The organism is Streptomyces sp. NPDC007971, assembly GCF_042958635.1.
Lineage (GTDB): Bacteria > Actinomycetota > Actinomycetes > Streptomycetales > Streptomycetaceae > Streptomyces.
Genome location: NZ_JBIBJK010000008.1, coordinates 374,670 through 400,780 on the forward strand (window position 1 = coordinate 374,670; position 26,111 = coordinate 400,780).

Here is a 26,111-nt window from a genome sequence, read left to right on the forward strand (position 1 = left end):
CCCGGGCGGCTGAGCATCGGCTCTCACCCCGTCGGCTGGGCGTCGGTGGAGAGCGTCCCGCACAGGGACGCCGCGCTGTCCGTCGCGAAGGGGTTGGTGCCGGCGGGGGCGCCGGTGCGGGCCGTCTGGCCGAAGAGGAGGGGGCGGAGGTAGGACGTGGCGTCCTCGGAGCAGGACAGGGGGCCCGCCTGGGCGTACGAGCCGGCCAGCTGGAGCTGGCCCACGCGCAGGTTGTCGCGGTCGAAGCGGAAGGTCAGCCGACGGCGGACGGTGAACAGGGACACCGGGGCGTCGGCGGTGGCGCCGGCCGGGCGCAGCGCGTAGACGAAGATCGTGTCGGCGCTGACCTCCAGCGTGGCCGAGTCGGTCTCGGTGGCCTGCAGGGTGCCCTGGACCCGGATCCTGTCGTCGGCCAGCCGGGCGCGGGAGGGGTCGAGGCGGACCACCCAGCCGGTGGCGCTGTGCCGGCCGTCCGCCGCCGGGCGGTCAAAGCTCTGGTCGAACTGGTCGAGCTGGTCGGCATCGATCAGGGACCGGGCGGAGCGGACCTGGCGTCCGGCGAGCACGTCGGGGTCGAGGGAGGAGCGGACGAGATAGTTCCTGGCGCTGCTCAGGGCGGACGTGACCTGGCTGTCGGAGAAGTGCGCGGTGCTGCGGGTGGCGGGCAGGGGAATGCCCGCGGCGCCCACCTCGAACTCGGCGGCGGGGCTGTGCGCGTACAGGGACTCGGCGTCGGTGGATCCGGGCACCCTGCCCTGCGGGGCGAGCGGGATGACGCTCATCCGCAGCGGCTCCGCGGAGCGCCGGGCCTGCGGGGAGCCGTAGGGGTGGCGCACGCCCATGTAGATCGCGGTGCCGAAGGCGACGGCGATCAGCACGGCGAGGATCAGGAGCTGCCGGGTCAGCCCCCGGTGCAGGGGCGGGCGACGGCGGACGGCGGGCGTGTGGTCGGCCATGCGCTCCTGCGCGGAGAACTCCTGGAGCCGGGCAGCGCGGACGAACGATTCGTCGAACACGACGGATCGGTACTCGTCCTCCGCACCACCGGGGCCGCCCTCGGGTGTCCCCTCCGGTGGGTCTCCAGGCCCGCCCATACTTTCAGAGTAGGTCTCGCAGGCCTCAGGTAAACGCCCCGCTACCCGACAACTTCTGACAGGTTCTCACCAGAAGTGCGCTGGGGCGTTCAGGGCGTTCTCGGTGTCGCGGAGACCGCCGGCTGGGACGTGTCGGCGGAAACGGAGGGGGCTGCGACAGTGCCCTGTTCCAGGCCCGTCGAGGCGGGGGCGGGAACCCGGTCGCGGGTGCCCGAGGAGGTGCCCCGGTAGACGGCTGCGAAGGCCAGCGCGACCATGCCGATCCCCATCACGACGGCGAGCACCCAGGCGACGGGCCGGTGCCAGCGGACCTGTTTGCCGTAGGGCCCGAAGGGGCCGCGGTGGTCGTCGAGGGCGTAGGTGTCGTCCAGCTCGTCGTCGTCCCGATCTTGGCCAAAACCGGTTCCCTCGGGGACGTACCCGTCGTCGTAGTGCTCGCCTCGGGCGCGGGCGCGGCGGGCCTCTGCCTCGGAGGCCTCGGCCCTGGCCTGCGCGGCGGCCAGGAGGCGTTCGACCGCGGTCGGCTCGTGCACCACGGCCGCACGCACGAAGGCCTCGTCGAAGACCACGGAGGCGAACTCTTCGTCCGACACCCCGCGGTCGTGGTCGTCGTCGGGCTCCCAGCCGTCAGGGAACGGCGTGCCCCCCACGTCCTCCGGCACGGATCCAGAGTAGACCTGAGGGGTCAATTTGGGCAGACGGTATGGAAATTCATCCGTCAGGTGAGACGCCTTTTCGGACGAACCGGCCAGGCGGGGGCCGCTGGCCCGAACGGGTGATTCAGCGGCGTACGTGCCCGTCGCCGGTGACGATGTACTTCGTGCTGGTCAGCTCCGGCAGGCCCATGGGGCCGCGGGCGTGCAGCTTCTGGGTGGAGATGCCGATCTCGGCGCCGAAGCCGAACTGGCCGCCGTCGGTGAAGCGGGTGGAGGCGTTCACGGCGACGGTGGTGGAGTCGACCAGCTGGGTGAAGCGGCGGGCGGCCTGCTGGGAGGTGGTGACGATGGCCTCGGTGTGGCCGGAGGTCCACAGCCGGATGTGCTCGACCGCCTTGTCCAGCGAGTCGACGACCGCGGCGGCGATGTCGTGGGAGAGGTACTCGGTCTCCCAGTCCTCCGGGGTCGCCTCGACCACGGTGGCCTTGGAGTCCTTGGCGTGGGCGAGGACCCGCTCGTCGGCGTGCACGGTCACCCCGGCCTCGGCGAGGGCGTCGAGGGCGCGCGGCAGGAACTCGGGGGCGATGTCCTGGTGGACCAGGAGGGTCTCGGCGGCGTTGCAGACGCTGACCCGCTGCGCCTTGGAGTTGATCAGGATGTCGATCGCCATGTCGAGGTCGGCCGCCGCGTCGACGTAGACGTGGCAGTTGCCGGTGCCGGTCTCGATGACGGGGACGGTGGACTCGCTGACCACGGTCCGGATCAGGGAGGCGCCGCCGCGCGGGATGAGGACGTCGACCAGGCCGCGGGCACGCATCAGCTCGCGCACGGACTCGCGGCTCTCCCCCGGCACCAGCTGCACGGCGTCGGCAGGCAGCCCGGCCCCGCCCACCGCGTCCCGGATCACCCGGACCAGCGCGGTGTTCGACTCGTACGCGGAGGCCGAGCCGCGCAGCAGCACCGCGTTCCCGGACTTCAGGCAGAGGGCGGCGGCGTCCACCGTCACGTTCGGGCGGGCCTCGTAGATGATGCCGACCACGCCGAGCGGGACGCGGACCTGACGCAGGTCGATGCCGTTGGGGAGGGTGGAGCCGCGGACGACCTCGCCGACCGGGTCGGGCAGCTTCACGACGTCGCGGACGTCGGAGGCGATGGCGCGGACCCGCTCGGGGGTGAGGGTGAGCCGGTCGACGATGGCCTCGCTGGTGCCGGCCGCCCGGGCCTTGGCCACGTCCTTGGCGTTGGCCTCGACGATCTCGACGGTCCGGACCTCCAGGGCGTCCGCGATGGCGAGCAGCGCGTCGTCCTTCACGGCGCGCGGGAGCGGCGCGAGGTCGGCGGCTGCGGCCTTGGCCCGGTAGGCGGCCTGGGTGACCGGGGACATCGAGTCGTACGGCGAGAGCGTGGTCATGGGGGAAGGGTAGTGCGCGGTGCGGGGCGGTTCAGCCGTCGTCCCACACCGCGAGACGGGGCAAAAGGGACGGATCCCTGCCGCTGTGCATCCGAACGATCGCCCCGGTCGGAATCAGAGCTCGCCCCGGCCGGAATCAGAGCTCGCCCCGGCCGGAGCCAGAGGCAGACCCCGGCCAGAGCCAGAGGCGCGCTCCAGCCAGAACCAGAGGCGCACTCCGGCAGGAATCAGAGACATGCCCCCGGCGGAAAGGACGCAGCCTTGCGGTTTCAGAACGGATGCACGCCCACGGGTGTCGCGGGCGCGGGGCCGTAGCCGTCGGCGATGCGCTGGTGGTAGGTCTCGCGGTCGATGACCTCCAGGCCGACGATCTCCCAGGGCGGCAGTCCGGCGCTCTGCCGGTGCTCGCCCCACAGGCGCAGCGCGACGGCGGCGGCGTCGTGCAGGTCGCGGGCCTCTTCCCAGTACCGGATCTCCGCGTGGTCGCTCGCGTATCTGCTGGTCAGCAGGAAGGGGTGGTCGTGGGCGAGCTGTTCCAGGGCGCGCCGCAGGTCCGGCAGCGCGACCTTCTGGCCGGAGACGCTGAGGGTGACGTGCCACAGGCGGGGCAGGTCCTTGGGCTCCTCGTAGTCCTGGTAGGTGTCCCCGGCCGCGACGCTCGTCAGAGCACCGCGGGACGCCGCCCCAGGGCGCACTCGTCTCACGACGGCCTCCTTCACGCAACGCCCCTTGACGGAGCGTGTCCCGGCAACATGCTCTGACTCAAAGTTGAGCAGGCCGCAGGGTTCCGCGTGGCGGTTTTACGGAACGTCCCCCACCGGGGCGCTCCATACGCCCCGATTTACCGTCGGTTTGACGGGAGTTACGGGTGCAGGAGTACCAGGTCGTCCCTGTGTACGACCTCGCGTTCGTACGCGGGGCCCAGCTCGCGTGCCAGCTCCCGGGTCGAACGCCCGATCAGCTGGGGGATCTCCTTGGCATCGAAGTTGACGAGCCCGCGGGCGACCGCACGTCCGGTGCTGTCGCGCAGCTCGACGGGGTCGCCGGCGCTGAACTCGCCCTCCACCGCGGCGATCCCGGCGGGCAGCAGCGAGGTGCGCCGCTGGACGACCGCGCGGACGGCGCCGTCGTCCAGGGTGAGGGAGCCCTGCGGTGTCGAGGCGTGCTGGAGCCACAGCAGCCGGTCGGCGGAACGCTTGCCGGTGGGGTGGAAGTAGGTGCCCGTGTCCCCGCCGGAGAGCGCCTCCGCCGCATGGACGGCGCTGGTGAGCACCACCGGGATGCCCGCGGCGGCCGCGATCCGGGCGGCCTCGACCTTGGTGACCATGCCGCCGGTGCCGACGCCGGCCTTGCCCGCGCTGCCGATCTCGACCCCGGCGAGGTCCTCGGGGCCGCGCACCTCGGCTATCCGGGAGGTGCCCGGCTTGCCGGGGTCGCCGTCGTAGACGCCGTCGATGTCGGACAGGAGGACCAGCAGGTCGGCATGGACGAGGTGGGCGACGAGGGAGGCGAGGCGGTCGTTGTCGCCGAAGCGGATCTCGTCGGTGGCGACGGTGTCGTTCTCGTTGACGATGGGGAAGGCGCCCATCGCGAGCAGCTTGTCGAGGGTGCGGGAGGCGTTGCGGTGGTGGGCGCGGCGGCTCATGTCGTCGCTGGTGAGCAGGACTTGGCCGACGCGGACGCCGTAGCGGGCGAAGGAGGCGGTGTAGCGGGCCACGAGCAGGCCCTGGCCGACGCTGGCGGCGGCCTGCTGGCGGGCCAGGTCCTTGGGGCGGCGGCGCAGGCCCAGCGGGGCGAGTCCGGCCGCGATGGCGCCCGAGGAGACGAGGACGATCTCCCTCTCCCCGCCGCTGCGGATCTTGGCGAGGCCGTCGACCAGCGCGTCGACGCGGTCGGCGTCCAGGCCGCCCGCGGCGGTGGTCAGCGACGAGGAGCCCACCTTGACGACGATCCTGCGGGCCTCGCCCACGGCCTGCCTTGCCCTTGCCACCTTGCCTGAAGTCCCCTCACGCGCATCCGGCTGCCTGTGCGGCAATCTACGCGAAGTGGGCCGTGCGGTGCGCGCCGGTCCATCTCCCGGACAAGCGAGGCGTAGTCGTTTGCTCACGGTTCGCGTATGGCAAAAAGGTTGCGTTGGTTGCTTATGGGAAGTAAAACTCTGCTAAATACAAGTTGAATTTTGTGTCTCCTGCCGTTCGCCCCGTGAAGCGCATTCTGCTCAGATCCGGCAAGAGCCCCTACGACGTCCTGACGATCGAAGATGCTCTGCACCGGGACGTCATCGCCACGAACGCGGGCAATCTGGTCTTCAGTGATGCCGCGCACAAGATCCTTGAGACACCGGGCACCGAGGTCGTCTCGAACGGCATGGCCGCGGACGTGACCGCGGTCGCGCGGATCAACGAGGAGTACGACGCGTTCGTCGTCCCGCTGGCCAACGCCTTCCGCCCGTCGTTCGAGGGCGGGCTGAAGCGGCTGACCCGGCTGATCGGCAGGCTGCGGATCCCCGTGGTGGTGCCGGGCGTCGGCGCGCAGACCGGCGTGAACCACGACCCGGCACGGCTGAGGCCCATGGAGGAGTCCGTGCGCGCGTTCTGCTCGGCGGTGCTGGACCGCAGCGCCTCGATCGGCGTGCGGGGCGAGTTCACCGAGCAGTACCTGAAGGACCTCGGATTCCGGGACGTGGAGGTCATCGGCTGCCCGTCGCTGTTCCTGCACGGCCGTGTCCTGGCCGTGCGCAAGCGGGTGCCCGGGGTGACGGCCGGGTCCCGGATCGCGGTCAACGGCTCGCACGGCGCGGTGCAGAAGCAGGGGCTCGGCAAGATCATCGCCCGTACCCGCGAGCGCTACCCGGACCTGCACTTCATCGGCCAGAACCTCAGCGACGCACGGCAGCTGCACTGGCGGGACCTGACGGACCCGAACGCCCGGGTGACCGCGATGCCGACGCACCCGGACCACCCGATGTACCGGGAGGGCAAGGTGCGGGTGTACGTCGACCCGGTCACCTGGATCGACGACCTGCGCTCCTTCGACTTCTCCTTCGGCTCCCGCATCCACGGCAACATCGCGGCGCTGCTCGCGGGAACGCCCGCGACGGTGCTGTGCGGCGACTCGCGCACGCTGGAGCTGTGCCGCTACTTCGAGATCCCGCATCTGCGCCTCGACCGGGTCGCGAGGGACCCCGAGGCGGCGGACCCGGCGCGGCTGTACGAGCAGGCGGACCTCGGGGGGCTGACGGGCGGTCATGCGGAGCGCTTCGAGCGGTTCACGGCCTTCCTGGACGAGAACGGCCTGCCGAACACCTTCACGCACGGCGACGGCGGCGCGGCCTTCGAGGAGCGGATGCGGTCGCTGCCGTTCCCGCCGGGTGTGCGCCCGTGGAACGACACCGACCTGGCCTCTCTCAGCAGCCGGTTCGGCTGGCTGCACAGCCAGGTCGGTGGACTGACGCAGGACAACGCCCGGCTGAAGCGGGAGCTGGCGCGGGCCAGGAAGGCCAAGGACGCCCTCCCGGCGCCCGCCGCCTCCGTCTACCGGCGCGCCCGCCGGGTGGTGGGCCGGCCGCTGCGGCGGGCCCTGCAGTCGGGCAGACAGTGAGCCCCCGGACAGCGGCGAGCCGTCGGACCGCAGCTGTGCCGGGCGGCCGAGCCGCCGTTGTCGCGGGCGATCAGGCCGCCGCCGCCTTGAACTTCCTGGCCGACAGCGTCCGGCGGGCCTTGCGCAGGGCCCGGCGCAGGAAGGAGTTGGCGGCGGCCTCGCGGTACCCGTGGAAGGTGCGGGCCTCGCGGGGCTCGGCGAGGTAGATGTCGTCGGGGATGCCGGCCTGCTTGGACCGGAAGTGCGGGTAGACGAGGTAGACGCGGGTGCCGCGCTTCTCCAGGATGGCGGCTGCCTGCTTCTTGGACTTGACGAACTTCACGACGTCCAGCAGCAGGTCGGCCCGCTGCAGCGCCACCAGGTGCAGCCGGAGCCGTTCGTGGACCTTCAGGCCACGGGCCACCCCGGGCGTCCAGTAGGCGTCCATCAGCGGCTTGGCCAGCTCGAACTTGTGCCGGCGGACCTCTTCGCTGTCCGTGAGGAACTTGGGCCCGAACTGCGGCAGCAGGGTGATGAGGAAGGGCCGGATCATGAGGGTGTCGCGCTTCGGCCCGGCCGGGACCATGTCCTCGATCAGCTTCATCAGGGCGCGCGCGGAGTCGAAGCGGAGCGTGTAACTGCCGGTCTTCGTCACGTGCTTGCCGTCGTCGCGGCCGACCAGGTAGTAGCAGGGGTAGTCGGCGACCACGGAGACGCCGTCGGCCCGCAGATAGGCCTCCAGCGTGAACAGCGCGTCCTCGCCGGTCCACAGGGACTCGTCGAAGCGCATGCCGTGCTTCTCCAGCAGCGCGCGGCGGAACAGCTTCTGGGCGCTGAGGGTGAACTTGATGTTGGAGGAGAAGACGTCGGTACGGTCCAGCGTCTTGCCCCACATCGACTTCGGCGCGGTGCGGTTGATGCCCTCGACCTTGCCGAGCACCACGTCGGTGCCGTTCTTGTCGCCCATGGCGACCATGCGCTCCAGGGCCTCGGGCCCGAGCCGGTCGTCGGCGTCGAGGAAGAAGACGTAGCGCCCGGCGGCCTTGCCGATGCCGACGTTGCGGGGGCCGCTGGGGCCCCCGGAGTTCTTCTGGCGGATGACGGTGACCGGCATGGGGGCGCGGGCCGCGAACTCCTCCAGGTACTCCCCCGTACCGTCCGTCGAGCCGTCGTCGACCGCGATGACCTCCAGGCGGGCCGCGTCGATGGTCTGCGCCTCGACGGAGGCCAGGCACTCGACCAGGTACGGCATCGCTTCGTACGCCCCGATGATCACACTCACATCAGGCTGCGTCACGACGGTCACGTTTCCCCCTTGTCAACGGAATATTTACCCCGTATCGCCTCAATCGCAATTTGTTAGACGGACTCCCGAAGGAAGCGGTTGCCCCACGCAGGGTGATGAGTGGCAGACGTCACACAAAGGCGCGGCGCAACGAGGCCGCGGCGGATGACAACCGACAGTACGCACGGTGGGTAAGAGCTTCTCACCGTCGGCGAGCGGCACGGGTAAGAGTGCCTGGTAAGAAACCTGAACCGGGGAGGAACCCGAACGGGGGCGCAGAGCCGGAAAAGGGCCGGCCCCCGGGATCGCTCCCGGGGGCCGGCCCTGGCACGGCAGGGTGGGTCAGCCCGCGCTCACGCCGTCCGTCTCACCGGCGGACGCCCCGCGCTGCCCCGGCACCGCGTTGGTCAGCTGGGCGGGGTCGGCGCCCGCCGCACCCAGCCGCGACTGCTGGCCGACGTTGCGGGCCTCGGCCTTGAGCCCGAGGTTCGCCACCGCGGTGTTGAACTGGTCGATGGACTTGGGCTCGTCCGGACCCAGCAGATAGCGCTTGAGCTCGCCGCGGTCCTCGGCCAGCGAGTCGCGGGAGGGGTCGCGCACGGCGTCCAGCAGTCCGCCCAGCTCGGCGGCGCTGTTGGACAGGATCACCGCGGCACGCACCGCCGTGTTCTGCTGCTTGAACTCCTCGACGCCGACCTCGGCGGAGTCGGTGACCGCGTACGGCTTGCCGCTCGCGATGAAGTCGGAGACGACGGAGGAGATGTCGGAGACCATCGCGTCGGAGACGTTGAAGCAGTCGTACAGGCGCGGCGCGGCACCCTTGATGACCCGGTGCTCGTACGTCGGGAAGGAGCGCCAGTAGGCGTCGTCCCACTCGGCACGCAGGCGGGCGATCTCCTCGTGCTTGTGGACGTCGACGATCCCCTCGCGGGTGGCCTCGGCCTCGTCGCCCCGGTCGCCGCCGGTGCCGGTCAGCTCGGCGATCCGGGCCTCGATGCGGGCCAGGTCCGCCTTCGCCCGGGCCTCGGCGGCCGCGTCGGTGGCGAAGCGCGGGTCGGCGGCGCGCTCGGCAGCGGCCTTCTCGACCAGGGCCGTGATCCGCTGGTGCGCGGCCCCGGCCTCCTTGCTGACGGTGCCGGTGAAGGGGTGCGGCTTGTACAGGACGCGGACCGGTGGGTCGGCCTTGACCAGCGCGTTCACGATGTTCTCGCCGGCCAGCACGATCGAGGTGTTGCCGGGGTTGCCGTCCCAGCCCTCCCAGGTGGGCGCGTACAGCACGGTCGGGCAGCGTCCGTCGGCGGCTTCGCCGCGGGGGCCGGCCGGCACGGCCTGCCGGCTCTGGATGGGCGCCAGCTGCGGGCGGCCGACCTCGACGATGTCTTCGTCGCGGACACCGACGTCGGCGATGGCGTAGCGGTCGCGGCCCGCGCGGCCGGCGGTCCACACCTCGTCGTAGACCTTGCTGTACGGGTTGACGCTGGCCAGCTTGTCGCTGTCGCCGTGGCCGATGAAGACGTGCTTCATGGTGGGCACGCGCAGCATGTGGATGTTCTTGCCGACGTTGGCCGCGTACAGGGCGACCCGCACGGTCGACAGGTCCAGGTTCATCAGGTGCACGCCTCCGGGCACGCAGATGACCGGGACCGTGGTCGGCGCGAGGTTGTTCAGGATCGCGCGCTCGCGGAGGATGATCAGCGGCCGGGTGTCCAGCTGCTCCATCGTCTCCAGCCACATGTTGACCTGGTACGCGGAGTCCTTGGAGCCGGAGAAGTACAGGACCGTCTCCGGCCGGTAGGCGGCCAGCCAGTCGTCGACGGAGGCGAGGACGACATCGGCCTTCGGCGGGGTCTTGCTGCCGCGCACGTACGGCAGCAGCAGCGCGACGTACAGGCAGCCGAGGCCGACGGTGAGGCCGATCCCCACGAAGCCCGCGACGTCCGGGTCCATGACCGCGGAGACCAGGATGCCGACGACGGCGAACAGGTCGAGGTGGAGGATCTTCTCCGTGGAGCGGTGCAGCAGGCCGCGCGGCGGGGCGTCCGGGATGCGGATGCGGGACTTCAGGTCGATGTTGCGGGTGGCGACCGGCATCCGGCGACGGCTGCGGATGAAGGTGACCAGGGCGCCGTGCGGGGCCTGGAGACCGTAGAAGGCGATGAAGCAGGCGATCGCGCCGTAGAAGATCAGGTCGTCCGCGTGGGACAGGCGGGCCAGCAGCAGGATCAGCATCAGCTGCCGGATCAGGAAGCGGATCGAGAGTCCGGCCCGGACCTTGCTGAGGCGGTTGATCAGGTAGCTGCCCTTGCGGTGCAGATAGTGATCCGCCAGGTACGTCACGGCGGCCGCGGCCGCGAAGGCGGGAATGCTCGGGACGAGCGCGGCCAGCATGAGCGCCGGGAAGCCCAGGATCATGAGGGCCGCCGCGGCCAGCTCGGCCGCGCTGCCCACCCGGGCGACGCGAATAGCGGTGGATATCACGGATAACCTTTTGCTGACAAAGAGGCCGGAATGTAGACCTTGCGGGCGATCTGGGAGTCTTACGGATTCAGGCCTCTGTGAATGCTCCGCATACGCGCAGCCACAGAGGCCTGAATAACCGATACCTATTTGATGTTGATTATGCCACGCCGTCCTGGCGGTCCAGAACACTGGCCAAGGCCTGCTCGAAGCCGGAGGCCTGGCCCGCGGGTGCCGTCGGGTCCTGCTGGCGGACGTCGATCACATGGCCGGTCAGCTCCGAGAGCAGCACGTCCAGCGAGGTCCGGGCCACGGCCTCGGAGGAGAGCAGCGAGCCGGCCGGCTCCTGGCCGAAGGCCTTGGTACGCATCGGGGTGGCGGTGCGCTCGGGGTTGATGCAGTTGACGCGGATGCCGTCGCCGGCCCACTCGTCGGACAGGGCCTGGGTGAGGTTCACCATGGCGGCCTTGGTGGAGGAGTAGAGGCTGTACTCGGCGCGGCCGCGGGTGTAGCTGCTGGAGGTGTAGAGCAGCAGCTGTCCCTTGGTCTCGGCCAGGTACTTGTACGACGAACGGGCGATCTGCACCGGCGCCAGGTAGTTGACCTTCAGCGCCTCCTCGATGGTGGCGTTGTCGGTCTCGGCGAGCCTGCCGATGCGCAGCACACCCGCGGTGTTGACGACGTAGTCGATCCGGCCGGTGTCCGCGTACGCCTTGGACAGGGCGTCGTCGACCTCCTCCGGGTTCTCCACGTGGGTGCCGGTGGTGGAGCGGCCGAGTGCGTAGACGTGGGCGCCGTAGGACTCGGCGAGTTCGGCGATGTCCTTGCCGATGCCGTACGAGCCGCCGAAGATCACGATCGTCTTGCCGGTGAGGAGCTCGCGGTAGGCCTCCTCGCCGTTCTGCTCGGGCGCGGCGGTGGAGGCGAGCTGGAAGAGCTTGTCGGCGATGAAGACGTCGACCGGCTGGGTCACCTTCATGTTGTACTCGTCGCCCGCGACCACGTGGATCGGCACGTCGGGCAGGTACTTGAGGACCACCGAGCAGTCGTCCGTGGCCTGGAAGTTGGGGTCGCCGGCGGCGACGTCGTAGGCACGGCGGATCGTGGACAGCTTGAAGGCCTGCGGGGTCTGGCCGCGGCGCAGCCGGGAGCGGTCCGGGATCTCGGTGATGAACTCGCCGTCCTCGCCGTGGGTGCGCGTCACGATGATGGTGTCCGCGGACGGGATGGCGACGTCGACGGCCTGGTAGCGCTCCAGCGCGGTCACGCAGTCGTCGATGACGCGCCGCGAGAGCAGGGGGCGCACGGCGTCGTGGAAGAGGACGTTGAGGTCCTCGCCCTCGGCCAGGCCCTCGCGGAGGGCCGCGATGGCGCGCTCGGTGGTCTCGTTCCGCGTCGAGCCGCCCTCGATGACCTTCTTGACCTTCTTGAACCCGGCCTTGGCGACGATCTTCTCGATGTCCGGCACGTAGCCGGGCGCCATCAGGACGATGACGTCGTCGATCGAGTCGGCGTTCTCGAAAGTGGTCAGGGTGTGCTCGATGACTGCCTTGCCGGCGATCTTCAGCAGCTGCTTGGGGATCGACAGACCCACCCGCTGGCCGGTGCCACCGGCCAGGATCACTGCGGTGGTTCGGGGCTTGGCTATGTGCTGTGACACAGGCTGACCTACCTTGGGGCGACAGGGAACCGTGAAATGGTCCCACTTCGGGTAACCGCAGTGCAAGGTGAGTGACGTCCCATGCATATGTGCCCGCAACCTGTCATTCACCTAGCACTCCGGGTGATTGGGTGCGGCTCCCGTGAACCCCTGTGGAATTGCTGTGAGTAAGTCCACAGGTGTCGTTCGGTGTCGTTCGGTGCCGCCCGGGTCGCGTGGGACGGCGGGGGCGAGGCGGACGCCGCCGCGGGCGCGGGGCGCACGGACGGGACGGCGGGATCTTCACGTCCCGGGTCGCGGGGCTGCACGCGTTCTTCATATGCGGCACGCCACCGGTACGGACTTCATATGCAGCACGGCACCGGTGCGGACGAGCCGGGAATAGGGCTCGCCACAGGCAGCGCATTGCCACGGAATTCCGCATCGGCATTCCGCACCATTTCAGCCTTGGCCGGAGAGCGACATCCCGGACACGAAGGCGACTCGGACAAGCCCCACGAGCGAGAGAGACCCGGCACTCGGACAGGCTCCGCACACGAGGAGAGCCCGGGACTCGGACGAGTCCCGGGCCCCTTTCGCGCCGACGTCACACGACCTGGACGCCCGGTTCGTCGGACTCCACCCGCAGCCGCGCCAGCGTGCTCGCGGTGGCCTGCGGCCCGAGGACCGTGTCGACGACCCGGACCTGGGCGTCGATGCAGTCGCGGCGGATGTCGAAGAGGTGGTACCCGCGGTGGGCGTCGATCACCTTCCAGTGCGGGTTGTCCGCCATCAACGGGTCCCACTGGGCGTGGAAGGCGGCCTGGTCCTGGTCGCCGTTGCTGGAGATGGAGGTGCCGACGAACTCCGCGCCGACGACGTCGGAGTCCGCGTCGGCGAAGTCCTCCTTGAGGTCGCTGATCATCGTCAGATGCCGGTCGCCGCTGAGCACGACCGGATTGCGGATCCCGGCGAACTCCTCCAGCAGGGCGTTGCGCTCGGCCTGGTAGCCGTCCCAGGCGTCGTAGAACCAGAGCTTGCCCTCGCCGAGCAGCAGGTCGGTCTCGGCCATCATGATCTGCGAGGCGATCAGGTTCCAGCGGGCCGGCGAGTCGCGGAGCCCGTCCAGCAGCCACTGCTTCTGCGCGGCGCCGAGCATGGTCATCGACGGGTCCTCGGCGCCGGCCTGGGTGGTGGCCTGGTCGGTGCGGAACTGCCGGGTGTCGAGCACATTGAGCCGGGCCAGCCGCCCGAACTCCAGCCGCCGGTACATCTGGATGTGCGGGCCGTCGGGGATCGCGGTGGCGCGGACCGGCATGTGCTCGTAGTACGCCTGGAAGGCCGCCGTCAGCCGGGCCACGAACGCGTCGTGCGACTGCTTGTCGGGGTCCTGCGGGATCTCGCCCGCCCAGTCGTTGTCGACCTCGTGGTCGTCGAAGGTGACCACCCAGGGGGCGTGCGCGTGCATCGCGGCGAGGTCGGGGTCGGTGCGGTACTGGGCGTAGCGGTTGCGGTACTGGACGAGGGTGTACGGCTCCCCCTTGCCCTCGTGGCGCCGCACGGACGACGCGGTGGGCGCGGACTCGTAGATGTAGTCGCCGACGAAGAGCACGAAGTCGGGGTCCTGGGCGAGCATGTCGGCGTACGGCGTGAAGTAGCCGTGCTGCCAGTTCTGGCACGAGGCGAGGGCGACGCGCAGCGAGCCGCCCCTGCGGTGCGGGTGGGGGGCGGTGCGGGTGCGGCCGGTGGGCGAGAGCTGGCCGCCCGCCCGGAAGCGGTACCAGTAGGAGCGGTCCGGGCGCAGCCCCCGTACATCGACGTGCACGCTGTGTCCGTACTCGGGCCGGGCCTCGGCGGTGCCCGAGCGGACGCCCCGTCCGAACCGGTCGTCCTCGGCGATCTCCCACTCCACGGAGAACACCGCGTCGGGCATGCCGCCGCCCGCCAGCGGGTCCGGGGCGAGCCGGGTCCACAGCACGATGCCGTCGGGCAGCGGGTCGCCGGACGCGACACCGAGGGTGAACACGCCGTCGGGCAGCGGGGCTTCGGCGGCCCGAGCGGTGGCCGGCAGCCAGAGCTGAGCGGTGGCCGCGGCGCCGAGGACGGCGGCGCCGGCGGCCAGAAAGCGGCGTCGGTCGGGGGTCACTAATCCGGTCATTCGCCAACTCCCTTGCCACGGGGGCCTCTTGGACTTCTCTCGCGGACCTTCGGAAGCTCCCACGGCCGGCCGGTCCGCCGCTGAACGGGAGCTCTCGTGTGCATGACAAACCGGCAGACAGCAGAAGACCCGTTGCGGCACCGGAACCACAGGAAAATACGTGATCTTGCCACAACGGGTCTTACCGAGTGTCAGGGGATGTTTACGGTATCGGGTGGTGAGTAGGTGAATCCCGAATCTATCCGGCCATTCCGTGCACAGCGGTGTACGACATCACCGTCCACACCGGCCGCCGTGAACGCACGAGGGCCCGGGGGCGGCAGCCCCCGGGCCCTCGGGAAATCCCGGCCCGGCTACTCGAACGGGTCGAACTCGTCGTACGCCTGCTGCGACTCGTCCCGCGCGGCCTGCTTTTCCCGTCGGCGCTGCGCCGCGGGCCGCTCCGCGTCCAAGCGGTGGTCCTCGCCACGGCGGCCGAGCATCTCGGCGCCCGCCATGACCGTCGGCTCCCAGTCGAAGACGACCGCGTTCTCCTCGGGCCCGATGGCGACGCCGTCGCCGGCCCGGGCACCCGCCTTCATCAACCGGTCCTCGACACCGAGGCGGTTGAGCCGGTCGGCGAGGTAGCCGACGGCCTCGTCGTTGTTGAAGTCGGTCTGCCGCACCCAGCGCTCCGGCTTCTCGCCGCGCACCCGGAACAGCGCCTCGCCGCCGACCTCCTCGCGGGTGACCGTGAAGCCCGCGTCGTCCACGGCCTTCGGGCGGATGACGATCCGCGTCGCCTCCTCCTTCGGCTTCGCGGCGCGTGCACCGGCCACCAGCTCACCGAGCCCGTACGACAGCTCCTTCAGACCGATGTGGGCCACCGCCGACACCTCGAAGACGCGGTAGCCGCGCTCCTCCAGGTCGGGCCGGACCATCTCGGCGAGGTCCTTGCCGTCCGGCACGTCGACCTTGTTCAGGACGACGATCCGGGGACGGTTGTCGAGGCCGCCGTACTGCCGCAGCTCCTCCTCGATGATGTCGAGGTCGGAGACCGGGTCGCGGTCGGACTCCAGGGTCGCGGTGTCCAGTACGTGCACCAGCACACTGCACCGCTCCACGTGCCGCAGGAACTCCAGGCCAAGCCCCCTGCCCTGGCTGGCGCCCGGGATCAGACCGGGCACGTCGGCGATGGTGTAGACGGTCGATCCGGCCGTCACCACGCCCAGGTTGGGCACGAGCGTCGTGAACGGGTAGTCGGCGATCTTCGGCTTGGCCGCGCTGAGCACGGAGATCAGCGAGGACTTGCCGGCGCTCGGGTAGCCCACCAGTGCCACGTCGGCGACCGTCTTCAGCTCCAGGACGATGTCCTGCACGTCCCCGGGCACGCCCAGCAGCGCGAAGCCGGGCGCCTTGCGGCGGGCGCTCGCCAGCGCCGCGTTGCCGAGGCCGCCGCGGCCGCCCTGGGCGGCGACGTACGAGGTGCCGTGGCCGACCAGGTCGGCGAGCACGTTGCCGGCCTTGTCCAGGACGACCGTGCCGTCCGGAACCGGCAGGACCAGGTCCTCGCCGTCCTTGCCGGAGCGGTTGCCGCCCTCGCCGGGCTTGCCGTTGGTGGCCTTGCGGTGCGGGGAGTGGTGGTAGTCGAGCAGCGTGGTGACCGACTGGTCCACGGTCAGGATGATGTCACCGCCGCGGCCGCCGTTGCCGCCGTCCGGGCCGCCGAGCGGCTTGAACTTCTCACGGTGGACGGAGGCACAGCCGTGGCCCCCGTTACCCGCGGCGACGTGCAGCTCGACGCGGTCCACGAAGGTGGTCATGGTTCAGTGCCTCCTGGGAGTCCCCCCGGCCGAAGGCTGGAGGATTACGGGAATGTCTACTACGTAACACGCGAAAGGCGGACCCGCCTTCCCGACCGGGAAGTGAGGTCCGCCTCGCGAAACGAACGAGTCGTTCGGTCGAAGCCGTGAATCAGGCGATTCAGGCGACCGGAACGATGTTCACGACCTTGCGGCCACGGTGGGTGCCGAACTCCACCGCACCGGCCTGCAGCGCGAACAGCGTGTCGTCGCCGCCACGGCCGACGCCGGCGCCCGGGTGGAAGTGGGTGCCGCGCTGACGGACCAGGATCTCACCAGCGTTGACGACCTGACCGCCGAAGCGCTTCACGCCGAGCCGCTGGGCATTGGAGTCGCGACCGTTCCGGGTGGACGATGCGCCCTTCTTGTGTGCCATGTCTCCTCAGTCCCTTACTTCGCAGCCGTGGGGATCGACGTGACCTTGATCGCCGTGTACTGCTGGCGGTGGCCCTGACGACGGCGGTAGCCGGTCTTGTTCTTGTAGCGCAGAATGTCGATCTTCTGGCCCTTGTGGTGGTCCACGACCTCGGCCTGGACCTTGATGCCGGCCAGCACCCACGGGTCGCTGGTCACAGCGTCGCCGTCGACAACGAGCAGGGTCGAGAGCTCGACCGTGTCGCCAACCTGGGCAGTGGAAATCTTGTCAACCTCAACGATGTCGCCGACAGCAACCTTGTGCTGGCGACCACCGCTGCGCACGATGGCGTACACGCGGATCTCTCTTTCGCTCGAAGAACGGCACCCCCGCAGGCCAGCCGTCCGGGAACAGCACGGACAACCTCTCCCGGCCAACCGTGTGCCCGGGAGGAAGAGGTTTACGGGGATGTGGCGTGTTCAGTGGACACGCCGACGGTCTAGGTTACGGGGCCAGCGCCGAAGGGGTCAAACCGGGCCGGGCCCCCGGGGTGTGCGGCCGGTCACATGTACGGCCGCACACCCCGTCGGGCCTTCTCAGCCCTCGTCGCCTGCGGCGGAGACCGTGGTGGTCTTCTTCGCGGTCGACTTCGCGGCGGCCGTCTTGGCGGTCTTGGCCGCCTTCTTGGCCGTCGTCTTCTTGGCGGCCGTCTTCTTGGCCGCGGTCTTCTTGGTGGCCGCCTTCTTCGCCGTGGCCTTCTTGGCCGCCTTGCGGGCGGTCTTCTTGGCCGGCACGGCCTCCTCCGCCGTCTGGGCCGTCTGCTCGGCGGCGGGCGCCTCGGCGGCCGGCTCCGGCGCGGTGGCCGGCACGACCAGGACGGCCGTCTCCTCGGACGTGGTCGGCGCGGTGGCCTTGCGCACGGCACGACGGCGCGGGCGGGCCGGGGCGGCGCTCTCGGCGGGCGCCTCCTCGGCCGGGGCCGGAGCCGCGGGCTCGGGCTGCTCGGCCGCCGGCGCGGGCTCGGCGACCGTCACCACGGCCGCCTCCGCACCCGCGGGGGAACCGGCCGGTGCCGACACCTTCCGGGTCGCGCGGCGACGCGTACGGCCCTTGGGCGCGGCCTCCTCGGCGGCCGGCTCCTGGGCCACCACCGGCTCCTCGACGGCGACCGGCCCGGCGAGCGCCTCGGCGGCCGGCACCGGCTGCACGGGCTGCGCGGCCTCCTCGGCGGGAGTGACGGCCTGGGCCGTCGGCACCTCGGCGGACTGCGCGGCCTTCGGGCTCCCCGCCTTCGGCGCACCGGCCGGAGCCGAGGCGCGGCGGCTCGCGCGGCGGCGGGCACGGCCACGGGTGGCCGCCGCCTCCGCCTCGGCGACGCTGCTGTACAGCTCCTCGTCCGGCGCGAACTCCGGAGCGGGCAGGGCGACCGGCTCGGCGACCTCGGCGGCCACCTCGGCGGGCGTCTCGGTCTCCGGCTCGACGGCCTCGCCGGTCTCCGCGGCCACGGCGGCGGTCTCGTGCTCGTGCACGTCACCGCCGCGTCCGCGCTTCTTGCGCTTGCCGCCGCCACCGCCTGCGGCGACGGCCGGCTGCTCCATGTGCACGATGACGCCACGGCCGTTGCAGTGGACGCAGGTCTCGGAGAAGGACTCCAGCAGGCCCTGGCCGACCCGCTTGCGGGTCATCTGCACCAGGCCCAGCGAGGTCACCTCGGCCACCTGGTGCTTCGTGCGGTCGCGGCCCAGGCACTCCAGCAGGCGCCGCAGCACCAGGTCCCGGTTGGACTCCAGGACCATGTCGATGAAGTCGATGACGATGATGCCGCCGAGGTCGCGCAGCCGCAGCTGGCGCACGATCTCCTCGGCCGCCTCCAGGTTGTTCCTGGTGACCGTCTCCTCCAGGTTGCCGCCCTGGCCGGTGAACTTGCCGGTGTTCACGTCGACGACGACCATCGCCTCGGTCCGGTCGATCACCAGCGAGCCGCCGCTGGGCAGCCAGACCTTGCGGTCCAGCGCCTTGGCGAGCTGCTCGTCGATCCGGTACGTGGCGAAGGCGTCGACCTCGGAGGTCCACTTCGAGAGCCGCTCGGCCAGGTCCGGGGCGACGTGCGAGACGTATCCGTGGATGGTCGACCAGGCCTCGTCGCCGCTGACGACGACCTTGGAGAAGTCCTCGTTGAAGATGTCGCGGACGACCCGGACGGTCATGTCCGGCTCACCGTAGAGCAGCGTCGGCGCGTTGCCGCTCTTGGCCTTCTTCTGGATGTCCTCCCACTGCGCCTGCAGCCGCTCGACGTCGCGGCGCAGCTCCTCCTCGCTCGCGCCCTCGGCGGCGGTGCGCACGATGACGCCCGCGTCCTCGGGGACGATCTTCTTGAGGATGGTCTTCAGGCGGGCCCGCTCGGTGTCGGGCAGCTTGCGGCTGATGCCGGTCATCGAGCCCTCGGGGACGTACACGAGGTAGCGGCCCGGAAGGGAGACCTGGCTGGTCAGACGGGCGCCCTTGTGCCCGATCGGGTCCTTCGTCACCTGGACGAGGACGGACTGGCCGGACTTCAGGGCGGCCTCGATGCGGCGCGGCCCGTTGGCCATGCCGAGCGCCTCGAAGTTGACCTCACCGGCGTACAGGACGGCGTTGCGGCCCTTGCCGATGTCGATGAAGGCGGCCTCCATCGACGGCAGCACGTTCTGGACCTTGCCCAGGTAGACGTTGCCGACGTAGGAGGTCGACTGCTCCTTGTTGACGTAGTGCTCGACGAGCACGCCGTCCTCGAGCACGCCGATCTGGGTGCGCTCGCCGTGCTGGCGGACGACCATCACGCGCTCGACGGCCTCGCGGCGGGCCAGGAACTCGGCCTCGGTGATGATCGGCACACGCCGGCGGCCCTGCTCGCGGCCCTCGCGGCGGCGCTGCTTCTTCGCCTCCAGACGGGTCGAGCCCTTGATGGACTGCACCTCGTCGGACGGCTCGGCGGGCTTGCGCGGCTCGCGGACCTTGACGACCGTGCGCTCCGGGTCGCCGTCGGACGGCTCGTTGTCGCCGGCGCTGTCTCCGGCCCGGCGGCGACGGCGACGACGGCGACGGCTGGAGCTGGAACCGTCCGAGTCGTCGTCACGAGCCTCGTCGGCGTCCTCTTCCTCCTGCTCGGCGGTGTCCTCGGCGTCCTGCGCGGCCTGCTCGGCGGCGAGTTCTTCGGCGTCGGCGCCCTCGCCGTCCGCGCTGTCACCGCGGCGACGGCGACGGCCGCCCCGGCGGCGACGGCGGCGCGAGCCGGACTCCTCGTAGCCGTCCGAGCCCTCGGCGCCCTCCGCCTCCTCGGCGTCGGCGTCGGCGTCCGTCTCGGCCTCGGCGAGGTCCTCGGGCTCCTCGCCCTCAGCGGGCTCTTCTTCCTCGGTGACGGCCTCCACGGCCTGCGTCTCCTCGGCGGCGCCCCGGCGCCGACGGCGGCGGCCGCGCGGGGCGGCGGCCTCGGCGCGCTCCTCCGTGTACTCCTCGGTCTCGTCCGCCTCGTCCGCCTCGGCGGCCTCGGCAGCGGCCGCGGCGGCCGCCCGCTCCGGGGTCTGGAACCTCGGCTCGGCGAACACCGGCGCCTGGAACACGGCCACGGCGGGCCGGGCCGGCCGGCGCGTTCCCTCGGCCTCTGCGGACTCGGCCGGGGACTGCGCGGGCGCGGTGAACCCGGCCGCGGCCTGCCGCACGACGCGACGGCGACGGCGCGGGGCCGCCTCCTCGGCGGGGGCCTCGGCTGCGGGGGCCTGCGGGGCCTCGGCGGCGGGGGTCTCAGCGACGACGGGCTCGGCGGCCTGCACGGCCACGGCCTCGGTCTCCTCGGCGGGCAGGGCGGCCTCGGCGGCCTCCTCCGCGGGGGCACCGGCGGGCGTGGACACCCGGCGGGTCGCACGACGACGCGTACGACGCGGCGCCGCCTCCTCGGCAGCGGCCACGGGCTCCTCGGCGACGGGAGCCTCGGTGACAGGGATGGTCTCGGCGGCCTCGGCCTCCTCGACGGGCGGGGCGGCTTCGGCAGCGGTCACGACGGTCTCCTCCGCGACGGGGGCACCGGCGGGCGTGGACACCCGACGGGTCGCACGACGACGCGTACGACGCGGCGCCGCCTCCTCGGCAGCGGCCTCGGACTCCTCGGCGACGGGAGCGGCCTCGGCAGCGGGCGCGAGGTCCGCAGCAGGCGCGGCCTCGGCGACCGGGGCGGGCTCGGCCGCGGGGGTCTCGACGGGCTTCGGCGCACCGGCGGGGGCGGAGGCACGCCGGGCGGCGCGGCGGCGCGGCCGGGCAGCGGGCTCGGCCTCGGCGGTCTCCGCCACGGCCTCCGCCGCAGCCTTCTCGTCGGCCTCGGTCCCGCCCTCGGCGGGGGTCTCGGTCCCGGCGGCACCGGCGGCGGCCGGCACAGCGGACGCGGCGGCGGGCGCCTCGGACTCCGCCGGCGTTCCGGCGGGCGCGGACGATCGACGGGTGGCACGGCGCCGGGTACGGCCGGCGGGCGCCGGCTCCTCGGCGGCCTGCGGGGACGCGACGGCCTCGGCCGTCACGGTGGTCCCAGTGGTCTCGGCAACCGTCGTCGTGGCAGCCGGTACGACCGTCTCGACGGCCTCCGCGGACGCGGGCGATCCGACGGGGGCGGAGGCACGGCGGGTGGCACGGCGCCGGGGGCGTCCTGCGGACGCGGGCTCCTCGCCGGCGGCGACGGGCTGTGCGGCCTCGGTTGCGGCCTGCGGTGCGGCCTCGGCCGCGGCCTTCTCCTCCGCCTCGGCCACCTCGTCGGTCTCCACGGCCGGTATGGCCGGCACGGTGACCTCGGCGAGGGCCTCGCCCGCAACGGGCGGGCCCGCCGGGCGGGAGGCGGCACGGCGACGCCTGCGCGGAGGCAGGGTGTCGCTGGGGGTGTTCAGTTCGGAACCCTCATGGGGTTCGATCGGCTCGAGCATGCGGGCGTTTCTCCCGTCAGGCTCCCGGGCGCCGCGCCTGGTCCGGCGTCGGTCTCGATGGACCGTCCGCCGTTGACGTCCGCGGCCCGCGCGATGCGCGATGACCGCCGTCCGGGGCGCGGGCGCCGCACGGGAGCACTCTGTGTCCTGTCTCGCCGGTTCCGTACGCCTTGTCGGTACGGCCTGGCGAAAGTCTTCTGGTCGGTGCGCTGCCCGACCCAGGTGGCTCCCGAGTACGAGGGCGACGCTTCGACGTCCGTCCTTACGCGGAACCTTCCGGCGTCGGCGCCGTCGCGGCGGCAGCCGGTTGGGCCGTCAGGGCCTCGGCTGCCTCGCGGTCGGGCGCGAGCGGGTCGGTCACCGTGCCGGTCTCTTCATCGAACAGCCCCTGCGCCAGCCTGGTCACCGCTGCGGGGACCGGCGGCGCCAGGTCGGCCACGGCGCGGAGACCGGACAGGACGTCGTCGGGTCGTACGGCAGGCGTCACGTGCCGAACAACCAGCCGCAGTATCGCACAGGGCTGGTCGGTCGGCCTATCAGCCGACGAACTGTGCGTTTCCAGTTGAACGACGGCGGGGCGCGCGTCGAAGGTGCGCACGCCGTTCTTGGTCATGCGCTGCACCTCGACGGTGTCGGCCTTGGTGAAGGCCTCGGCCGCACGCTCGGCGTCGAGGGGGTCGACGCCGTCCAGCCGCAGCTCCCAGACGGAGGCCGTGAGCCGGTCGGCGAGTCCCGAGGTCCGTGCCTCGACCGCGTCGACGATGTCCAGCCCGGTGGGCAGGGACTCGTCGAGCAGGGCGCGCAGGGTCTCGGGGTCGCGCGGCGCGGTCAGCGCGATCTCCAGGTACTCCGCCTCACTGCCCGTGCCGGTGGGTGCGGCATTGGCGTACGACACCTTCGGGTGTGGCGTGAACCCCGCCGAGTACGCCATGGGCACCTCGGCTCGGCGCAGCGCACGCTCGAAGGCGCGCTGGAAGTCACGGTGGCTGGTGAACCGGAGGCGGCCGCGCTTGGTGTAGCGCAGTCGGATGCGCTGCACCGCGGGTGCGGGCGGCGGGCCTTCGGGCTGTCGCTTGCCCAGTGTCCTAGTCCTTCGTGAGAGCGGTCGTACTGCTACCAAGAGTACGTGTGTCGCGGCCCGCGGGTTCCCGGCGGTCCACCGCGACCGGCGGCCGGGGCTCGCCCAGGAACATCCGCCGGAGGTCGGCGCGGGCCTGCCGTACGGCGTCGCGGCCGGCGGCCAGTATCGGCCCCACGGCCCGCCCCGCGAGGCGTGCGGCCTCGGCGACGGGCCGCAGGACGGCGTCCCGCACGACGTGTCCGACCGGGGTGAGGACGGTCCGGTACACCCGGCGCAGCGGCTCCACGAAGATCCATCGCAAGAGGGTGCCGAGCCCGCGGCCGACGGCTCGCGAGATCCGCCCGGCGATCCGCCAGGCATGCCCGAGGGCCGCCCCCACCTCTGGTTGCGGCTTGTCCAGATCCATACCGGGGTAGACGCCCCGGCCGTCCCTTCGGGTCCGGTCAGACCGCGCGCGCCTTGTACGACTCCGGATAGCGCTGGGTGAACTTCACGGCCCACACCAGCAGGGCGATGGGGACGACCCAGTTGAACCAGTCGTCCTGGGACGGGAAGCGGATGGCCAGGTAGGTCGACAGGGTCATCAGGGCGAAGGCCCCGCCCCACACGGCGGTCAGCACCTTGTTGATGTGTGTGAAGACGGGTGTGTCCCAGACGTCCGGCGGCGTCGACTCCCGCGCGTACTGCGCGGTGAAGGGGTCGAAGAACAGTGATCCGAGCGCCACGGCGGCGACCAGCCCGTTGGAGATGACCTGCGCGTACGTCTCCACCCAGACGAGCTGTCCGCGGTGCACGGCCAGGGCGAGGACCGAGAGGACGGCGAAGAACACGATGCCGGTCATGTCGAGGATGCGGAGCTTTCCGTGCAGGAGGTCCTGGCCCGACAGGGCGATGGCGGCGATCAGCGCGGCGAGCGCCGCGTACTCCCAGGTGCTGGGACTGGCGACCACTCCGAAGACGATCCACGGGGCGAAGGAGAAGAACACGCTTCCCGTGCTGACGGCTTTCCGGGCCTGGGCCGTCGCCTTCGCCTGCTGAGCCATGGGCGCGCCTCCCGTCGGGTGTCGCGGCCGCCCCCTCCCATCGTCCTGCCGGCCGGCGCGGGCCGCATACCGCCTGGGGCGCACCCCGTCGCAGGCGCCGGATGGTGCTGCTGTGGGACGTCCTGGTCACCGAACGGCCGCAGGACGGTAACGCCTTGAACTGTGCACGCCAGAGTGATGGCTTCCGGCCACGCCTACTGATTCGATGGGGTGACGTACATCACAACCCTTGGGGGGCGCATGCACTGGTACGTGGACGTGCTGAAGAAGTACGCGGTGTTCACCGGCCGCGCACGTCGGCAGGAATACTGGATGTTCTTCCTGTTCAACCTGATCATCAGCATCGTGCTGGCGATCGTCGACTACGCCATCGGATCCAGCATCCTGGGCATCCTCTACGGCCTCGCCACCCTGCTGCCCGGGCTCGGTGTCGCCGTCCGCCGGTTGCACGACACCGACCGGACCGGCTGGTGGATCCTCATCGCGCTGATCCCCCTGATCGGCACGATCATCCTCATCGTCTTCCTCGCCAGCGAGGGCAAGGCGGAGCCGAACCAGCACGGCCCCAACCCGAAGTACGCGCCGGCCGTCTGAGCCCGCGGCACGTCCCGAGAGGCCCGCCGGGGTTCCCCGGCGGGCCTCTTCGCCGCTCCATCCCCAGGTCGGATAGGGTCACTTCACCAGCTTTCCTCGCATATCCACCAGTCTTCACCAGCGTCCTGAACGGCCGTCAGGAGGGCACAACGGCGGAGATCAGTCGTCGGCACCTGGTCAGAGCGCTGACGTTCTGGCTGCGTCCCACCTTCGCGCTGCGGGCACTCAACCGCTTCCAGCGGGTCGCGGGGTTCGACCGCTCGATGGCCCTGGCGTCCAGCGCCCTGACCGCGCTGGTCCCGGCCGCGATCCTGGGCGGCACCCTGCTGGGCAGCCTCACCTCGTACGACGCCGCGCAGCGGATCATCAAGCGGTACGGCCTCAGCGGGGCGGGGGCCGAGGCGGTGAGTGCCCTCTTCTCGCCCGCCGAGGGCGGCAGCACGAGCGTGAGCGTGTTCGGTGTGCTGTTCCTGGCGATCTCGGCCCTGAGCTTCACCCGGACCCTGCAGCGCCTGTTCGAACAGGTCTGGGAACTCAAGCCCCTCAGCGTGCGCAACACACGCAACGGCCTGTGGTGGCTGCTGTCCGGCCTCGGCTACGCGCTGGTCAGCGGGTGGCTGAGCGCCCTCCTCGGCGGGGGCAGGACCGGCCTTGCCGCCGTGGTCTGCGAGGTACCGGTCAGCGCCGTCTTCCTGGTCTGGAGCGGTCATCTGCTGTCCGCCCGCAGGATCGCCTGGCGGGACCTGATCCCCTTCGGCGTCACGACGGCCGTGGTGACGGCGGTCTACTCCGTGGCCGCGTCCGTCTATCTGCCGCATCTGTTCAACACCTCCGCCGAGCGGTACGGAGTGGTCGGCGCGGTCTTCGCGATGATCTCGGCGCTGTTCGGCGTCATGCTCATCGTCGTCGGGTCCGCCGCGCTGGGGCGCGAGGTGCAGGACGAGCTGTACCGGATCGCCCGGGGACAGCGCACCCCGGACGACGAGGTGCGCCGTCAGTGGGACGACCTGGTCGAGCAGACCCGGTCGCGCTGGCGCACCGTACGGCAGCAGGTGTCCCGGCACCGGGCCGAGGACCAGAACGACCGCTGAGCGGAGCGCGGCCCGGCGTCGCTCCTGCGTCCCAGGCCTGCGTGACTCCCCCGGCCCGAGCCCGTGCGACTCCCCGGCCCGAGCCCGCGTCACTCCCCCGGCCCGGGCTGCGCCGTACCCGGGTCACCCGGAGCAGGCGAGGCGTCCCGCCGCCCGGCGGCACAGCCTGGAGGGGCGGGCGCGGAACGCCCCGAGGGCCCCTGGAGCGAGGATGCCGAAGCAGACCCGGACACAGGCACGCGCGCGCCGGTCTGCGCGCCGGGCCCACGCGGACTACACCGGGGGGCTGTACGGCTCGCTCCTGGCCGCCTCCGTCGTGGTCGGAGCGGGTGCGCACGGCCCCTTCCCCCGGCTGGAACTGGCGCTGTTGCTGCTGGCGACCGGGGTGATCTTCTGGCTCGCGCACGTGCATGCCCAGCTGTTCGGTGCGCGCATGGCGCAGCGCGCCCTGGATCGCGGGGTCGTGGTGGAGGTGTGCCGCGAGGAGTGGCCGATCGTGGAGGCGGCCGTTCCGCCCGCGGTCGCGGTGCTCGTCAGCCCGTTGCTGGGGCTCGACGCCGCGGGCGCGGCCTGGCTCGCCCTCGCCGTCGCCCTGGCCGGCCAGGTGGGCTGGTCGACGGCCGCCGCGTTGCGCGCGGGCGCCACCCGGTCCCAGGTGATCCTCAGCGATGCGGTCAACCTCCTGCTCGGACTGCTGATCGTCGCCCTGAAGCTGTCCCTGAAGGAGTGAGTCGTCCCGTCCGGGTGGGGCCCCGTATGTCCCCCCGATGTCAGCCCGGACGTCGCCCCGGATGTCACCCACTCCGGGTGAGGCCCCGGGGGTGCCGTTTCGGCGAGCGTGGACGGGCACAGGTGCGGCATCCGGCATGTCCCGGCCCCCCGGT

At 71.6% G+C, this 26,111-nt stretch carries 19 protein-coding genes and 1 pseudogene; 4 read left to right on the forward strand and 16 right to left on the reverse strand.

Annotation, left to right across the window (positions count from 1 at the left end):
- Nucleotides 1-23: 23 nt before the first annotated feature.
- The 5 genes from ACFZCP_RS19595 to proB all read right to left on the reverse strand — a co-directional run bounded on the left by ACFZCP_RS19595 (nt 24) and on the right by proB (nt 5,130).
- Nucleotides 24-1,094 (reverse strand): hypothetical protein, encoded by a 1,071-nt coding sequence (locus ACFZCP_RS19595; RefSeq protein WP_391428278.1) that lies wholly within the window; start codon nt 1,092-1,094, stop codon nt 24-26.
- Between the two features lie 89 nt (nt 1,095-1,183).
- Nucleotides 1,184-1,756: a hypothetical protein gene (locus ACFZCP_RS19600; RefSeq protein ID WP_391428279.1), complete on the reverse strand. Its 573-nt coding sequence runs from the start codon at nt 1,754-1,756 to the stop codon at nt 1,184-1,186.
- Between the two features lie 118 nt (nt 1,757-1,874).
- Entirely contained in the window at nt 1,875-3,161 is a 1,287-nt protein-coding gene (locus tag ACFZCP_RS19605; protein ID WP_391428280.1) for a glutamate-5-semialdehyde dehydrogenase, read from the reverse strand.
- A gap of 269 nt (nt 3,162-3,430) precedes the next feature.
- A complete protein-coding gene (locus tag ACFZCP_RS19610; protein ID WP_361130753.1) occupies nt 3,431-3,865 on the reverse strand; it encodes a hypothetical protein in 435 nt (144 codons plus the stop codon).
- A gap of 158 nt (nt 3,866-4,023) precedes the next feature.
- The gene (gene proB, locus ACFZCP_RS19615; protein WP_391428329.1) at nt 4,024-5,130 is read right to left on the reverse strand and encodes a glutamate 5-kinase; all 1,107 of its coding nucleotides are present in this window, start codon (nt 5,128-5,130) and stop codon (nt 4,024-4,026) included.
- A gap of 233 nt (nt 5,131-5,363) precedes the next feature.
- Between proB and ACFZCP_RS19620 the strand changes: the two genes are divergently transcribed.
- Nucleotides 5,364-6,761: a polysaccharide pyruvyl transferase family protein gene (locus tag ACFZCP_RS19620; protein WP_391428281.1), complete on the forward strand. Its 1,398-nt coding sequence runs from the start codon at nt 5,364-5,366 to the stop codon at nt 6,759-6,761.
- A gap of 70 nt (nt 6,762-6,831) precedes the next feature.
- On the opposite strand, the gene ACFZCP_RS19625 is transcribed toward ACFZCP_RS19620, so the two are convergent.
- From ACFZCP_RS19625 to ACFZCP_RS19675, 11 genes and pseudogenes are all read right to left on the reverse strand, one after another.
- Nucleotides 6,832-7,992, reverse strand: a complete 1,161-nt coding sequence (locus ACFZCP_RS19625) for a glycosyltransferase (protein WP_391428330.1) — start codon at nt 7,990-7,992, stop codon at nt 6,832-6,834.
- Between the two features lie 375 nt (nt 7,993-8,367).
- A complete protein-coding gene (locus ACFZCP_RS19630; RefSeq protein ID WP_391428331.1) occupies nt 8,368-10,473 on the reverse strand; it encodes a hypothetical protein in 2,106 nt (701 codons plus the stop codon).
- 169 nt (nt 10,474-10,642) lie between these two features.
- Nucleotides 10,643-12,142, reverse strand: a complete 1,500-nt coding sequence (locus ACFZCP_RS19635; RefSeq protein ID WP_391428282.1) for a D-ribitol-5-phosphate cytidylyltransferase — start codon at nt 12,140-12,142, stop codon at nt 10,643-10,645.
- A gap of 586 nt (nt 12,143-12,728) precedes the next feature.
- Entirely contained in the window at nt 12,729-14,279 is a 1,551-nt protein-coding gene (locus ACFZCP_RS19640) for an alkaline phosphatase D family protein (RefSeq protein WP_391428283.1), read from the reverse strand.
- 353 nt (nt 14,280-14,632) lie between these two features.
- The gene (gene obgE / locus ACFZCP_RS19645) at nt 14,633-16,081 is read right to left on the reverse strand and encodes a GTPase ObgE (protein ID WP_391428284.1); all 1,449 of its coding nucleotides are present in this window, start codon (nt 16,079-16,081) and stop codon (nt 14,633-14,635) included.
- A 160-nt stretch (nt 16,082-16,241) separates the two neighbouring features.
- Nucleotides 16,242-16,496, reverse strand: a complete 255-nt coding sequence (gene rpmA, locus ACFZCP_RS19650; protein ID WP_023550764.1) for a 50S ribosomal protein L27 — start codon at nt 16,494-16,496, stop codon at nt 16,242-16,244.
- 14 nt (nt 16,497-16,510) lie between these two features.
- Complete coding sequence (gene rplU / locus ACFZCP_RS19655) at nt 16,511-16,831, reverse strand: 50S ribosomal protein L21 (protein ID WP_164583905.1); 321 nt, start codon at nt 16,829-16,831, stop codon at nt 16,511-16,513.
- Nucleotides 16,832-17,071: 240 nt separating this feature from the next.
- Nucleotides 17,072-21,418 carry an Rne/Rng family ribonuclease gene (locus tag ACFZCP_RS19660; protein WP_391428285.1) on the reverse strand — a complete coding sequence of 1,449 codons (4,347 nt, stop codon included), beginning with the start codon at nt 21,416-21,418 and terminating at the stop codon, nt 17,072-17,074.
- A 262-nt stretch (nt 21,419-21,680) separates the two neighbouring features.
- On the reverse strand, nt 21,681-22,457 hold the full coding sequence (locus tag ACFZCP_RS19665) for a TIGR03936 family radical SAM-associated protein (RefSeq protein ID WP_391428286.1): 777 nt from the start codon (nt 22,455-22,457) through the stop codon (nt 21,681-21,683).
- 46 nt (nt 22,458-22,503) lie between these two features.
- Nucleotides 22,504-22,881, reverse strand: a pseudogene (locus tag ACFZCP_RS19670) (hypothetical protein); the annotation flags it as partial.
- 61 nt (nt 22,882-22,942) lie between these two features.
- Nucleotides 22,943-23,542, reverse strand: a complete 600-nt coding sequence (locus tag ACFZCP_RS19675; protein ID WP_391428287.1) for a hypothetical protein — start codon at nt 23,540-23,542, stop codon at nt 22,943-22,945.
- A 240-nt stretch (nt 23,543-23,782) separates the two neighbouring features.
- Between ACFZCP_RS19675 and ACFZCP_RS19680 the strand changes: the two genes are divergently transcribed.
- From ACFZCP_RS19680 to ACFZCP_RS19690, 3 genes are all read left to right on the forward strand, one after another.
- Complete coding sequence (locus ACFZCP_RS19680; protein WP_391428288.1) at nt 23,783-24,136, forward strand: DUF805 domain-containing protein; 354 nt, start codon at nt 23,783-23,785, stop codon at nt 24,134-24,136.
- Nucleotides 24,137-24,399: 263 nt separating this feature from the next.
- The gene (locus tag ACFZCP_RS19685) at nt 24,400-25,227 is read left to right on the forward strand and encodes a hypothetical protein (protein WP_391428289.1); all 828 of its coding nucleotides are present in this window, start codon (nt 24,400-24,402) and stop codon (nt 25,225-25,227) included.
- A gap of 211 nt (nt 25,228-25,438) precedes the next feature.
- Nucleotides 25,439-25,957: a hypothetical protein gene (locus ACFZCP_RS19690; RefSeq protein ID WP_391428290.1), complete on the forward strand. Its 519-nt coding sequence runs from the start codon at nt 25,439-25,441 to the stop codon at nt 25,955-25,957.
- Nucleotides 25,958-26,111: the final 154 nt, after the last annotated feature.

What these genes read in the sequence shown, in the direction of transcription:
- ACFZCP_RS19595 (WP_391428278.1), bottom strand. Translation starts at nt 1,094, where the DNA reads ATGGGCGGGCCTGGAGACCCACCGGAGGGGACACCCGAGGGCGGCCCC.
- ACFZCP_RS19605 (WP_391428280.1), bottom strand. Translation starts at nt 3,161, where the DNA reads ATGACCACGCTCTCGCCGTACGACTCGATGTCCCCGGTCACCCAGGCC.
- ACFZCP_RS19625 (WP_391428330.1), bottom strand. Translation starts at nt 7,992, where the DNA reads ATGCCGTACCTGGTCGAGTGCCTGGCCTCCGTCGAGGCGCAGACCATC.
- ACFZCP_RS19640 (WP_391428283.1), bottom strand. Translation starts at nt 14,279, where the DNA reads ATGACCGGATTAGTGACCCCCGACCGACGCCGCTTTCTGGCCGCCGGC.
- obgE (WP_391428284.1), bottom strand. Translation starts at nt 16,081, where the DNA reads ATGACCACCTTCGTGGACCGCGTCGAGCTGCACGTCGCCGCGGGTAAC.
- rpmA (WP_023550764.1), bottom strand. Translation starts at nt 16,496, where the DNA reads ATGGCACACAAGAAGGGCGCATCGTCCACCCGGAACGGTCGCGACTCC.
- ACFZCP_RS19660 (WP_391428285.1), bottom strand. Translation starts at nt 21,418, where the DNA reads ATGCTCGAGCCGATCGAACCCCATGAGGGTTCCGAACTGAACACCCCC.
- ACFZCP_RS19675 (WP_391428287.1), bottom strand. Translation starts at nt 23,542, where the DNA reads ATGGCTCAGCAGGCGAAGGCGACGGCCCAGGCCCGGAAAGCCGTCAGC.
- ACFZCP_RS19680 (WP_391428288.1), top strand. Translation starts at nt 23,783, where the DNA reads ATGCACTGGTACGTGGACGTGCTGAAGAAGTACGCGGTGTTCACCGGC.
- ACFZCP_RS19685 (WP_391428289.1), top strand. Translation starts at nt 24,400, where the DNA reads ATGGCCCTGGCGTCCAGCGCCCTGACCGCGCTGGTCCCGGCCGCGATC.
- ACFZCP_RS19690 (WP_391428290.1), top strand. Translation starts at nt 25,439, where the DNA reads ATGCCGAAGCAGACCCGGACACAGGCACGCGCGCGCCGGTCTGCGCGC.